We start from the raw sequence: 13,592 nt of genomic DNA on the forward strand, positions 1-13,592 counted from the left end.
TCATTCATATCATTAATCCAGAAAATGAGGAACAAATAATCAATAACATATAACAAGAAAATTCGTAAGACTAAATTCCACTTTATTTTTTAAAGTAGAATTTACTTTTACAATTAACCAATTGAATAAAAAATTATGGAAATTTATAAAAATGATTGACATTTTTGTATTTATCGCATAATATATTAACATATTCAAAATACTGTTATAAATACTGTGAAAAGAAAGAGTAGATAAGTCAGCTTGTATAGAGAGTTCTTGGTTGGTGAAAAAGAATCAGGTCAGCTTATTGAATTCCTCTTGGAGTAGGTGGCTGAAATAAAAGTAGGCTAACACGGGAATGCCCGTTACAGCATCAGAGTATGAACCTGATAGACAGGCGTACTTGTTAAGGCTTATATAGTGATATATAGGTGAATTAAGGTGGTAACACGGCAGATGATAATCTCTCGTCCTTAGGGATGAGGGATTTTTTATTTATACAGTAGCGAAAGGAGATAGAGAAAAATGATTATTGTATTTAAACCCAAAACAACTGATGAAGATGTACAAAAAATAGTCAAACAGGTAGAGGACAAAGGACTCACAACGCATATTGTTGTGGGAACAGAAACGACGATTTGTGGTGTTATTGGAGATGTCACAAAGGTTGATCCTAAACAATTAGAGGTTTCACCTGTTGTCGATCACGTGATGCGTGTCAGTGAACCTTATAAACTAGCAAACCGTGCCTTTCATCCAGAAGATTCCATCATTGATGTTGCCGGTGTCAAGGTTGGTGGAGACCATCTGGCATTGATTGCAGGTCCATGTTCTGTTGAATCCAAGGAACAGGTTATCATGATTGCCAAAGCTGCCAAGGCAGCAGGAGCTAACATGTTAAGAGGTGGGGCATTCAAGCCAAGAACATCACCCTATGCTTTCCAAGGAATGGGAACAGCTGGATTAGATATCTTGTTAGCTGCAAAAGAAGAAACAGGATTACCCATTGTGTCAGAATTAATGAGTGCTGAGTATATTGAAGAATTCAATGAAAAGGTTGACTTGGTACAGATTGGGGCAAGAAATATGCAAAACTTTGATCTTTTAAAAGAAGTAGGAAAAAGATGTACAAAGCCAATCTTATTAAAACGTGGATTAAGTGCAACATATGAAGAATGGATCATGAGTGCAGAATATATCATGGCTAGCGGAAACCCCAATGTGATTCTATGTGAAAGAGGGGTCAGAACATATGAAACCTACACAAGAAATACATTAGATTTACAGGCGATACCTGTTATCAAAAGATTAACACACTTGCCAATCATTATAGACCCATCACATGCAGGAGGAAAATGGTGGCTGGTAGAGCCAATGGCTAAGGCAGCAGTTGCTGCGGGATGTGATGGATTGATGATAGAAGTGCATAATGATCCAGAACATGCTTTATGTGATGGACCACAGTCATTAAAACCAGAGAAATATACAGAATTATTGAAACAGGTTGGAGAAATTGCCCATATTGTTGGAAAAGAAATTTAGGAGTGAAAAGATGGATTTAAAAGTCAATTTAGGAAAAGACAGTTACAAGATATATATCAAACAGGGATTGTTGGATCATATTCTAGAATATATCGAGCCATTATGTAAAGGGAAACAAGTCATGATAATTTCTGATGATCAAGTTTATTCACATTATGGTCAAAAACTCACACAACAACTCAGTCAGCGTTATCGTGTAGGTCAAGTTGTCATTCCTCATGGAGAACAATCAAAAAGATTTGATATTTTATCAGATATTTATCATCAGTTACTTGCTTTTCATTTAACAAGAAGTGATGCTATTATCGCATTAGGTGGTGGTGTGATTGGTGATTTAGCTGGTTTTGTTGCCAGTACATTTTTAAGAGGTGTGCAATTCATTCAGATTCCAACATCGCTTTTAGCTCAGGTTGATTCCAGTGTCGGTGGGAAAGTCGCTGTTGATTTACCTGAGGGTAAGAATCTGGTTGGTGCTTTTAAACATCCTGGGGCTGTCTTTATTGATCCACTGACATTAAAGACACTTGATCAAAGATATATCAATGATGGTATGGGTGAAGTGATTAAATATGGCTGTATTTTTGATCAATCACTCTTTCAGCAATTGCTTTCTTATACATCTTTTGATGATCTATATCAGGATATTGATGAGATTATTTATCGTTGTGTTGATTTAAAACGTATTGTTGTGGAAAAAGATTTATTAGATTTTGGAGATCGCTTAGCTCTTAATTTTGGTCATACATTAGGTCATGCGATTGAACAGTATTATCATTATGAAAAATATTCACATGGGGAAGCTATTAGTATTGGAATGGTTCAACTTAGCCTTATTGCTGAAAAGAAAGGATTAACCCAAAAAGGAACAGCTGATCAAATAAAAAAAGCATTAGACTTATATCATTTGCCTTACATAGCTCATATTCCTACTGAAGAATTAAAAAAAGCTATGGCTTTAGATAAAAAGAATATCAATCAGAAACTATCTTTTGTTTTATTAAAGGAGATTGGAGATTGCTTTATTTATCCAAGTGATTTATCATTTATAGATGAAAGTAGGGAGGTCTAATATGGCAATCAGTATAACACCTAAACAATTATCAGGGACAGTCTGTGTTCCACCATCAAAGAGCCTGGCACATCGTGCTATTATATGTGCATCATTATCACGTGGTAGAAGTGTCATTACCAATATAGAATATTCTCAAGATATTCGTGCAACTATTGGGGCTATGAAAAGCTTAGGAACAATGATTTTTGAATATGATGATTATTTAGAAATTGATGGAACAACAACTTTTATGAGAAATCAATGTGAAATCAATTGTTTTGAATCAGGATCAACTTTAAGATTTATGATTCCTATTTCACTTGTCTGTGAAAGTAATCTGCATTATATAGGTGAAGGAAGACTGGGGAAAAGACCAATGCAGGTTTATTATGATATTTTTGAACAACAGGGGATTTCTTATTTATATAGAGAGAATGTTTTAGATTTATATATCAGAGGAAGAATGCATGGAGGAGAATTTGAAATACCAGGTGATGTATCATCACAGTTTTTAAGTGGTCTATTGTTTGCGTTACCATTAATGGATGAAGATTCACGTATTGTGATCACTTCTCCAATGCAGTCAAAAGGTTATGCCGATCTCACATTACAAATGTTAGAAAAATACGGTATTCACATTGAAAATCATGATTATCGTGAGTTTATTATTCGTGGAGGACAACAGTATCAGGCATGTGATTATCGTGTTGAGGCTGATTTTTCTCAGGCGGCCTTTTATCTGGTAGCAGGAGCTTTGCATAATGATGTGCTTCTTCAAGATTTGAATATTGATTCTTATCAGGGTGATAAGATTGTCATTGAACTGTTGAAACAAATGGGGTGTCAATTTGAAAGAACAGCTCAAGGAGACAGGATGTCTTGTCAAAAGATGCATGCAATCACAATTGATGGTTCACAATGTCCAGATATTATTCCCATGATGGCTTTAGCTTGTGCTGTTAGTGAAGGGGCTTCTAGAATTGAAAATATTCGTCGTTTACGTATCAAAGAATGTGATCGTCTCAAAGCAACAGTCGAAGTGATTAATCAACTGGGAGGACAGGCCAAGGAATTTGAAGACGCTATGGAAATTCAAGGCGTTACTTCATTACAGGGTGGACATGTTTCATCTTATCATGATCATCGTATGGCGATGATGGAAGCTATCGCTTCAAGTGTGTGTGATCAACCCGTTGTCATTGATGATGAACAATGTGTGGAAAAGTCTTATCCAGATTTCTGGGAGGATTTTCAGTCGTTAGGAGGTGACTTTCATGAGTGCGAACTGGGGTAGTCATATTGAATTGTCACTTTTTGGTGAAAGTCATGGAGAAGCCATTGGTATTGTGATAGGGAACTTGCCAGCAGGTATTTGCCTGGATATGGAACAGATTCGCTGGTATATGAAACGTCGTGCACCGGGGCAAAATAAAATGTCAACACCTCGACAGGAAAAAGATGAGGTACATATTGTCAGTGGACTTGTAGATGGAGTCACAACAGGAGCGCCTCTATGTGCCATGATTTATAATCAGAATCAGCATTCTAAAGATTATAGTGAGCTAAAAGCCTGCATGCGTCCAGGGCATAGCGATTATCCAGCCTATATGAAATATCATGGTTTCAATGATGTGCGTGGTGGTGGACATTTTTCAGGACGTCTGACGGCTCCCCTTGTTTTTGCTGGAAGTATTGCCAGACAAATTTTAAAAGAAAAAGGAATTATTGTTGGGGCACATATTCAAAGTATTCATCATATTCAAGATCAACCTTTTCCAGTAGATATTGATGAAACATTATTAGAACAATTATCATCAAAAATGTATCCCACTCTTGATGAAGATGTTTTTTTGCAAATGCAGGAAGTCATTGAATCTGCACGACTTCAACAAGATTCAGTTGGTGGAATTGTTGAATGTGCGATTATAAATGTTCCAGCAGGAATAGGCAATCCATTCTTTGATTCTATTGAATCTCATTTATCGCCATTACTCTTTAGTATACCAGCGGTGAAAAGTGTCAGCTTTGGTCAAAGAAATATCAATGAAATGTATGGTCATGAAGCGAATGATGCTTACTATTATCAAGAAGGACAAGTGAAAACAAAAACCAATCATAACGGTGGAGTCACGGGAGGTATCACAAATGGAATGCCGATTGTTTTCCAGGTTGGTATCAAACCGACACCATCTATTTCACAAATACAGGAAACAGTCAATGTACAAACACAAACAAATACACAAATTCAAGTGAAAGGAAGACATGATCCATGTATTGTACCAAGAGCAGTGGTCGTTGTTGAATCTATGGCTGCTTTAGGTATTTTGGATATGCTGGGATAATTATGAAGGATTTAAAACAATGTCGTCAGGAAATTGATGAAATAGATGAACAGATGATGGCTTTATTTGAACGAAGAATGAAAGTAGCAAAAGATGTTGTGACGTATAAGATGGCTCATCATATGGAGATTTTTCAAAGTGAACGCGAAGCTCAGGTCATTCAAAACAATGTTTCACGTATCCAGTCAGAAGATCTTCATTCTTATGCAAAACTGTTTCTGACATCTATGATGAATATTTCAAAGTCATATCAGACAACATTTTTACCGCATCCTCAAACCTTGACTTATGCTTTGCCTAAGGTCAATAATATTACAGTTGGATTTCAGGGTGTACCAGGTTCTTTTTCACAAAAAGCATTAGATACTTATTTTGGTAAACAAACCAAAAGACAACAATATACGCATTTTAAAGATGTTTTTGAAGCTTTAAAACGTGATGAAATAGATTATGGTATTGTTCCTTTGGAAAATTCATCTACTGGAGCTATTAATGATAATTATGATGCGATTAGAGATTATGGATTTTATATTGTTGGTGAACAGAGTCTTTCTGTTTCACAACATTTATTAGGCATCAAAGGGTCTAAGCTTGAAGATATTCAAGAGGTTTATTCGCATCCTCAAGGTTTATTACAGACATCTCTGTTTTTAGAAAAACATCATATTCAACCTCACGAATATGAAAATACAGCGATGGCAGCCAAGTATGTCTCAACATTACAGAATCCTCATATTGGAGCCATAGCCTCTTCTCAGGCAGCTCAATTATATGATTTAGATATTCTTCAAGATAATATTCAAAATATTCAAAACAATGCCACTCGTTTTATTATTTTTGGGAAACAATTAGAAGTTGTAGAAGATGCTTCATGTATCAGTATTGTTTTTACCTTACCACATCAAGTTGGCACATTATATCAGGTCATGAAGATTATTTATGATTATGCGATTAATATGTTACGTATTGAATCACGTCCATTGTTAGAAACACCTTGGGAATATTATTTTTATGTAGATTTAGAAGGAAGTTTAAAAGATGTGGCGATGATACAGGCTTTAGAAGATATGAAAGCTCATACCAAGACAATGAGAGTATTAGGAAATTATGTTAAAAAGTAAAAAAAATATTATCTTGATTGGTATGATGGGATGTGGAAAAACGACAATTGCACGTTTGTTAAAAGATCAGTTAAAAATGAATTGGATTGATATGGATATATATATTGAAGATAAATATCAGATGCGTATTTCTGAAATGTTTGATATATCTGAAGATTATTTTAGACAAAAAGAAACAGAATGTTGTTTGGATGTTTCTAAAATGGAAAACATGATTATTTCAACGGGTGGAGGTGTCGTTGAAAGATGCGATAATATCAAGGCACTTCGTCAAAATGGTTATATTATCTATGTTGATAGACCCATCCCCTTGATATTAGAAGATATAGACACTTCATCACGTCCTTTATTGAAAGATGGGGCTCAAAGACTTTATGAGCTCTATCAAAAAAGACATCCTCTTTATTTAAAGGCCTGTGATTATCATGTTAATAATGATGGAACATTAGAAGAGATATGTACAAAAATAATATTGAAATTAAAAGAATTATAGTCATTGATAAGCTATAATTTTTTTATCATTTCTGTAAAGATATTTCAGGTTTGGTTATTCACAGGGAAGTTTATTTAATGGTATAATAAAGTGTAAAAAGAATAAGAAAGGTGAATGAAATGAAAAAATATTTATGTGTAGATGTTGGTGGGACAGCCATTAAAATGGGGATATTAGATGAAGAAGGAACAATTTATGAAACAAAGAAAGTCAAAGTTCCTCCAACAATAGAAGAGATGTACCAGGTTATCGTTGATGCTTTCTTTCATGAAGATAATTTAGAAGGTGTTGCTTTAAGTATGCCAGGTGCAGTAGATAGTGAAAAGGGAATTATTGGTGGTTCTAGTGCTATTGATTATATTCATGGACCACATATTAAAGAAGATTTAGAAAGTCGTTTACATGTTCGTGTCGAAATGGAAAATGATGCCAATTGTGCGGCATTGGCTGAAGTCTGGAAAGGGGCTGCCAGTGATGTTGATGATTGTTGCTTTATTGTCAGTGGAACAGGTATTGGTGGTGCCGTTGTCAAAAATCGCCGTATTCACAAAGGGGTACATTTACATGGTGGAGAGTTTGGTTATATGATTGCTCAATTTGACTTTGATACGCATGAAATGCATACATGGTCTGAAATGGGATCAACAGTTGCTGTTGTGAAAAATGTCGCAAAAGCAAAAGGAATTGATGCTTCCTCATTAAATGGTCAGGACATCTTTGATCATTATCATGATGATCCTATTTATGAAAAATATGTTGATCAATATTATTATGTTTTAGCTAATGGTATTTATAATTTACAATATGCCTATGACCCTCAAAAAATAGTCATTGGTGGTGGTATTAGTGCAAGAAGTGATTTACTTGATGAAGTGAACCAACGTTTAGATGTAATCTTTAAGACTTTTACACATGCGAAAGTTCGTCCAACCGTTTTCACATGTCAATATCAAAATGAAGCTAATTTATTAGGAGCTTTATTTCATTTCTTCACAGTGAATTCATAAAAATAATATATAATAATATAGAGGTGATGATTCATGGAAAAAATAACACCTACTGTTGATTCTAAGTTAAGACATATTGTCAAAGTTCCTCAATGTATATATGATGTATCGGGAATCACAATTAATGGGAAAAGGATTAAATCTTTAGTGTTTTCTACTGATGTGGCAGTTATTTCAAATTGCAATGCTGATGCCGTGATAGCTGTTTATCCATTTACCCCTACAATGCAGATTACAAATGCTATTATTGAAGTGGCACAAAAGCCTGTTTTTGCTGGAGTGGGTGGAGGAACAACATCAGGACCAAGAGTGAATAAAATCGCTTTAGATGCTGAATTACATGGGGCTACAGCTGTTGTCTTAAATGCACCGACTAAGACAAAATTTGTACAGGAGCTATCTCAGATTATTGATATTCCTATTGTTTTAACAGTTGTTTCTACTGATGAACCATTAGAAGAAAGAATGTTACATTCAGGAGCAAGTATCATTAATGTATCAGGTGGTAAAAAGACAGTAGAAATTATTAAAGCATTACGTAAGATTGATCGAGATTTTCCAATTATCGCAACAGGTGGACCAAATGAAGAAACAATTAGAGAAGTCATTGCAGCAGGAGCGAATGCTGTAACGTATACACCACCATCAAATGGGGAAATATTTAAAGAAATGATGGAGCGCTATCGTATACAATGTTCACACCATGATGATGACGATGACGACGATGATTAAATAATCACATACGATTTAAAAATGAGATTTTCAAATATATTTGAGTATCTCTTTTTTTATGATCATTGATATTAATGAGTCTACTTTTATATATGCTTACAAAGAAATATTTTATAAAAGATACCAAGGCTATATGTGTATAAAAGAATTTTTCGTGCAATAAACGATATATTGAAGTCTGGTTAAAAATAATAGACTTTATCAATATCATTTCTATTTATGCAATACAAAAATAATGACTTTTGTTTCTTTATTCGCTATAATAAGCAAGAGGTGAAAAATGTGAAACAGTATTTAGATATGTGTCGTTATATATTAGAACATGGGGAAGATCGTGATGATCGTACAGGAACGGGAACACGTAGTGTTTTTGGTTATCAGACACGTTATGATTTACGTGAAGGTTTTCCTTTGATGACAACAAAAAAGATGTTTTTAAGACCTATTGCAGAAGAGCTTTTATGGTTTATTAAGGGAGATACAAATATTAAGTATTTAGTTGATAGAAATGTCAAAATATGGAATGAATGGCCTTATGAAAATTTTAAGAAATCCAAAGATTTTCATGGTGAAAGTTTAGAAGAATTTGTTGCGAAAATAAAAGAACTGCCTGCTGATGATCCATTTGTTGTGAAATATGGAGAATTAGGGCCTGTTTATGGAAGACAATGGCGTAATTTTAATGAACAAGGTATTGATCAATTACAGAATTTAATTGATTCTTTAAAAAACAATCCTTTTTCAAGAAGACATATTGTCAGTGCATGGAATCCTGTAGAAGTGGATCAGATGGCTTTACCACCATGTCATGCTTTTTTACAGTTTTATGTGTCAGCTGATCGCAAATATTTATCTTGTCAGTTATATCAAAGAAGCGCTGATACATTTTTAGGTGTTCCTTTTAATATAGCATCTTATGCTTTAATGACAGCTATGTTAGCACAGGTGTGTGGATATGAAGCCAAAGAATTTATTCATACCATTGGTGATGCCCATATTTATAAAGATCATTTTGATGTTGTGAAAGAACAAATTTCTAGAGCACCACTTCCATTATGTCAATTAAAGTTAAATCCTGAAGTGAAGTCTTTATTTGATTTTACAATTGATGATATACATATTGAAAATTATCAAAGTCATGGAAGATTATATGGGAAGGTGAGTGTCTAATGATTAGTATTATTGTGGCTATGGATGATAATCGTTTGATTGGAAAGAAGGATTCATCTAATGGAATGCCATGGAACAACAAAGAAGATTTAAAGCATTTTAAAGAAACAACCATTCATCAGACTATTTTAATGGGTTATACAACATATCAGGCTATTGGTAGACCACTACCTCATCGTCATACTATTGTTGTGAGCTTTGAACCATTTGAAGATGATCGTGTAGAAGTAAGAACATCATTAGAAGAAGTGATTCAGGAATATAAAGAGAGTGGAAAAGATTTATTTATTTCTGGTGGGGCTTCCATCTATAAGCAGTCTTTACCTTATGTTGACCAATTGTTGATTTCTAGAATAAAAGGAACACATGATGGAGAAACTTATTTTCCAGATTTTGATGGCTATGGTTTTGTTTTAAAGGAAGTTAAACCATTTGAAACATTTGATTTGGAAATTTATCAAAGAGGTGCCCAATGAAAAGAATTATATTTTTAATCTTTAGATTATTATACAGAATACCTGGATGGTTATTAACTATTCATCGTTATAATAAAAATAAAGAGAACATCAGTTTTGCACAAAGATTCTATTTTATTCAAGAATTGGTTAGAAAAGTCAATCAAAAATCAAGAGTTCAGATTCATTGTTATGGTAAAGAGAATTTACCTGAAGAACAGGGTTATTTAATGGCTCCTAATCATCAGGGATTATTTGATGCCTTGATTTTATTTGGAACACATGATAAACCATTTAAGTTTATTGTAAAAAAAGAGTTAATGCATGTCTTTGTATTAAAAAATGTATTACATATGGTTGATGCTTTAGCCATTGATCGTGAAAATATTCGTGCTTCAGTCAAAGTCATTAGACAAGCTTCAAAAGATATGGCTGCTGGTACAAGCTATGTCATCTTCCCTGAGGGAACAAGATGTCGTCAACAAAACAAAATGCTTGAATTTAAAGGTGGAACTTTTAAATCTGTTATGGATGCAAAAAAACCAATTGTGCCAGTCGCATTAATTGATTGTTATAAGGTGTTTGATAATAACTCTATTGAAAAAGTAGATGCTCAGATTCATTATTTACCACCTATCTACTATGATGAATATAAAGATATGAATAGTACAGAAGTCGCTCATATGGTTCAATCAAGAGTTGAAAAATGTATTCAGGAAAACGAGAATAAATTCTAGAAATTTATTCTTTTTTTCTTATGAATTTTTTCACAAAACATTGATGAATTCAAAATAATTTGTATTTTCTATTTGTTTTGAACCTAAAAATAAGTGGGAAAACAGCGAAAAAAACTTGATATATAAACGCTTTCAAGATATAATATATATAGTTCAAAAAAGGAATGGGAAGGAGAATTTTTTTATGAACAAATTATTAAAAGTTTTAGCTGCATCTGCTTTAGTGGCTACTGTTTTAGTTGGATGCGGTAAGAAAAACGAAACAACTACTAGCGGGGAAGAAGGAGCTAAATATGCAAAAGCAGGATTTGGTATGGTAACTACTATTTCTGATGGAAAGGTAAATACTACTATGGCTACTGTCGGATTAGATAAAGACGGTAAAGTAAACTATATCGATGTTGACTGTGCACAACAAGATACAGAAGCAACAGGAGATAATCTTTTATCTAAATATGAAAAGAAAGAAAAATATGGTATGAAAGGTCAATCTCCAATCGGTAAAGAATGGAATGAACAAATCGATGCATATAAAGTATGGGCTACTGGAAAAACATTAGAAGAAATTGCTAATGTTGAAACTATGGATTTCCATGGTGGAAAAGCTGCAAATACTGGTTCTGAATTAGCTGCTGGATGTACAATCGTTATTGATGATATTCAAGCTGCTGTTGCTAAAGCTGGAGAAAATATGACAGATGTTAGTGCAGATAAAATGGGAGCTGGAGAAGTTACAACTATTTCTGATGGAAAAGTGAACACAACAACTGCTTCAGTTGCAGTAGACAAAGATGGTAAAATCGTTTGGTCTTGGGTAGATTGTGCACAACAAGATACAGAAGCAACAGGAGATAATCTTTTATCTAAATACGAAAAGAAAGAAAAATATGGTATGAAAGGTCAATCTCCAATCGGTAAAGAATGGAATGAGCAAATCGATGCTTATAAAGCATGGGCTAATGGAAAAACATTAGAAGAAGTTGCTAATGTTGAAACTATGGATTTCCATGGTGGAAAAGCTGCAAAAACTGGTTCTGAATTAGCTGCTGGATGTACAATCGTTATTGATGATATTCAAGCTGCGATGGCAGAAGCTGGAGAAACTTTACAGTAAAATGAAGGAAAAGTCATGAAATAAAAATCATGACTTTTTTTGTGGTTTTTTTTTATGTTTATTGCTATAATGAACACTGGTGATGAAATTGAAAAAAGGAATATTAAGCTTATTGGCTTTATCAATGATGAGTTTGGTCGTTGGATGTGAAAAAAAATATGAATTAATGAGTCATCATTTTACGGGACCATTTGATACCATTACGACTTATATGTCTTATGCCAATAATGAAGAAGAATTTAATGAACAATGTGATTATATTGAAGAACAGTTGAATTATTATGATCATCTGTTTGACAAGTATAATACATATGATAATATGAATAATCTCAAAACAATTAATGATAATGCAGGTCAAAAGGCCATTGAAGTTGATCTACCATTAATTGATTTATTGACACTAAGTATTGAAAGAAATAAAACGATTTCTTCTAAAGTGAATGTTGCTTTTGGAAGTGTCATTAATATTTGGCATGATTACCGTGATAAGGCTGAAGCTAATGGTGGTGTTGGTGAAGTGCCAGATAGCGAAGAATTAGAAAAAGCTAATTTACATACAAGTATTGATAGTATTCAAATTGATGAAAAGCAAAAGACTGTCTATATTGATGATCCTGAAGTTTCAATTGATGTAGGGGCCACTGCTAAGGGTTATGCGATTGAATTAATTAAAGATGGTCTGATTGAAAAAGGTGTTGATAATTTCTTATTGAGTGGTGGTGGCAATGTGGCCAGCCATGGTCAAAGAAAAATTCAAAAAGAAGGTGATTTTTATCTTGATGAATGTGCCGATAAATTCTGTGTCGGTATTGAATCACCTCAAGATGGTAATTATTCAGCAAGTGCAGATGATCCTGACAGTGAAAATGAAGCTGTTTTAGTTGTTCAAGGAGAATCAATTGTCACAAGTGGAGACTATCAAAGATTCTATCAGGATGATAATGGCATCAGATATCATCATTTGATTGATCCGGATACTTTATATCCAGCTGTTTATTTTAGAAGTGTCAGTATCATTACAGAAGATAGTGGCTTGGCTGATTTCTTGAGTTCAGCTGTCTTCTTGATGAGTTATGAAGATGGATTGAAATTGATCAATTCATTGGATGGTGTAGAAGCAATCTGGCTATTAGAAGATGGTCAAATCAGAATGTCAGATGGTTTAAAAGATAATGAAAATATTTATGTGATAGAAAAATCAAGATTGAAATAGGAGGAAAAGTATGCAAAGTTATAAAACCAAAGGAACATGTTCATCACGTATTGATTTTGATATTGAAGATGGTAAAGTAACACATGTGAAATTTATTGGTGGCTGTTCAGGAAATACACAGGGAGTAGCCAGACTTGTTGAAGGGATGAGTAAAGAAGAAGCTATTGCCAGATTAGAAGGTATTCGCTGTGGTGCGAAATCAACATCTTGTCCAGATCAGCTTGCAAAAGCATTAAAACAAGCTCAGTAGAACAAAACAATGTTCTACTTTTTTTGTCTTTTTTAGTTGTTGTCTACATATGATAGATTAGGTGATGTCTATGATGATACGTAGAATGAAAAAAATGCAACTGTTATGTGGAATTCTTTTAATATTACAACTGGTATGTTTTCAATGGATGATTCCATTTCATTTTTTAGCTGTTTTGTTGAGTATCATTATTATAATTAATCAAAGATGGTTTAAAGTTATACAACTTCAATATCATTTTTATTTAATTGGTTTATATTTTTATCGTTTATGGGTTTTAAGTATTGAAAGTTTTTATTTTTTAGATTTGATTTATGTTGTGTTTTGTCTGTATATTGCGATTATGTTAATTCTTTTCTCGTTTCATTGTATCTTATAATGAT

General features: G+C 33.5%; 15 protein-coding genes and 1 other annotated feature. All 15 genes read left to right on the top strand.

Going from position 1 to position 13,592, the window contains the following annotated elements; all coding sequences use genetic code 11:
- Positions 1 to 207: 207 nt before the first annotated feature.
- Positions 208 to 460 (top strand) — a binding site (T-box leader).
- A gap of 47 nt (positions 461 to 507) precedes the next feature.
- The gene (gene aroF / locus B5E79_RS10240) at positions 508 to 1,524 is read left to right on the top strand and encodes a 3-deoxy-7-phosphoheptulonate synthase (protein WP_087297951.1); all 1,017 of its coding nucleotides are present in this window, start codon (positions 508 to 510) and stop codon (positions 1,522 to 1,524) included.
- A 10-nt stretch (positions 1,525 to 1,534) separates the two neighbouring features.
- On the top strand, positions 1,535 to 2,593 hold the full coding sequence (gene aroB / locus B5E79_RS10245; RefSeq protein ID WP_087297952.1) for a 3-dehydroquinate synthase: 1,059 nt from the start codon (positions 1,535 to 1,537) through the stop codon (positions 2,591 to 2,593).
- Between the two features lies 1 nt (position 2,594).
- A complete protein-coding gene (gene aroA / locus B5E79_RS10250) occupies positions 2,595 to 3,869 on the top strand; it encodes a 3-phosphoshikimate 1-carboxyvinyltransferase (RefSeq protein WP_087297953.1) in 1,275 nt (424 codons plus the stop codon).
- On the top strand, positions 3,850 to 4,917 hold the full coding sequence (gene aroC / locus B5E79_RS10255) for a chorismate synthase (RefSeq protein ID WP_087297954.1): 1,068 nt from the start codon (positions 3,850 to 3,852) through the stop codon (positions 4,915 to 4,917). Before aroA ends, aroC begins: the two co-directional genes overlap by 20 nt.
- A 2-nt stretch (positions 4,918 to 4,919) precedes the next feature.
- Positions 4,920 to 6,038: a chorismate mutase gene (locus tag B5E79_RS10260; RefSeq protein WP_087297955.1), complete on the top strand. Its 1,119-nt coding sequence runs from the start codon at positions 4,920 to 4,922 to the stop codon at positions 6,036 to 6,038.
- The gene (locus B5E79_RS10265) at positions 6,025 to 6,531 is read left to right on the top strand and encodes a shikimate kinase (protein WP_087297974.1); all 507 of its coding nucleotides are present in this window, start codon (positions 6,025 to 6,027) and stop codon (positions 6,529 to 6,531) included. The genes B5E79_RS10260 and B5E79_RS10265 overlap by 14 nt, the downstream gene beginning before the upstream one ends.
- 119 nt (positions 6,532 to 6,650) lie before the next feature.
- The gene (locus B5E79_RS10270; protein ID WP_087297956.1) at positions 6,651 to 7,538 is read left to right on the top strand and encodes an ROK family protein; all 888 of its coding nucleotides are present in this window, start codon (positions 6,651 to 6,653) and stop codon (positions 7,536 to 7,538) included.
- A 33-nt stretch (positions 7,539 to 7,571) separates the two neighbouring features.
- The gene (locus B5E79_RS10275) at positions 7,572 to 8,270 is read left to right on the top strand and encodes a hydrolase (RefSeq protein ID WP_087243353.1); all 699 of its coding nucleotides are present in this window, start codon (positions 7,572 to 7,574) and stop codon (positions 8,268 to 8,270) included.
- 282 nt (positions 8,271 to 8,552) lie between these two features.
- The gene (gene thyA, locus B5E79_RS10280; protein ID WP_087297957.1) at positions 8,553 to 9,440 is read left to right on the top strand and encodes a thymidylate synthase; all 888 of its coding nucleotides are present in this window, start codon (positions 8,553 to 8,555) and stop codon (positions 9,438 to 9,440) included.
- The gene (locus tag B5E79_RS10285) at positions 9,440 to 9,916 is read left to right on the top strand and encodes a dihydrofolate reductase (protein WP_087243351.1); all 477 of its coding nucleotides are present in this window, start codon (positions 9,440 to 9,442) and stop codon (positions 9,914 to 9,916) included. The genes thyA and B5E79_RS10285 overlap by 1 nt, the downstream gene beginning before the upstream one ends.
- The gene (locus tag B5E79_RS10290) at positions 9,913 to 10,632 is read left to right on the top strand and encodes a lysophospholipid acyltransferase family protein (protein ID WP_087297958.1); all 720 of its coding nucleotides are present in this window, start codon (positions 9,913 to 9,915) and stop codon (positions 10,630 to 10,632) included. The genes B5E79_RS10285 and B5E79_RS10290 overlap by 4 nt, the downstream gene beginning before the upstream one ends.
- Positions 10,633 to 10,816: 184 nt before the next feature.
- Entirely contained in the window at positions 10,817 to 11,746 is a 930-nt protein-coding gene (locus tag B5E79_RS10295) for a hypothetical protein (RefSeq protein WP_087297959.1), read from the top strand.
- 88 nt (positions 11,747 to 11,834) lie between these two features.
- Complete coding sequence (locus tag B5E79_RS10300; protein ID WP_479684542.1) at positions 11,835 to 12,959, top strand: FAD:protein FMN transferase; 1,125 nt, start codon at positions 11,835 to 11,837, stop codon at positions 12,957 to 12,959.
- A 10-nt stretch (positions 12,960 to 12,969) separates the two neighbouring features.
- Positions 12,970 to 13,209, top strand: a complete 240-nt coding sequence (locus B5E79_RS10305; RefSeq protein WP_087243347.1) for a TIGR03905 family TSCPD domain-containing protein — start codon at positions 12,970 to 12,972, stop codon at positions 13,207 to 13,209.
- 70 nt (positions 13,210 to 13,279) lie between these two features.
- The gene (locus B5E79_RS10310) at positions 13,280 to 13,588 is read left to right on the top strand and encodes a hypothetical protein (protein ID WP_087243346.1); all 309 of its coding nucleotides are present in this window, start codon (positions 13,280 to 13,282) and stop codon (positions 13,586 to 13,588) included.
- Positions 13,589 to 13,592: the final 4 nt, after the last annotated feature.

The sequence above is a fragment of the Massilimicrobiota sp. An134 genome (genome assembly GCF_002160815.1).
Classification (GTDB): Bacteria; Bacillota_I; Bacilli_A; order Erysipelotrichales; family Coprobacillaceae; genus Allocoprobacillus; species Allocoprobacillus merdigallinarum.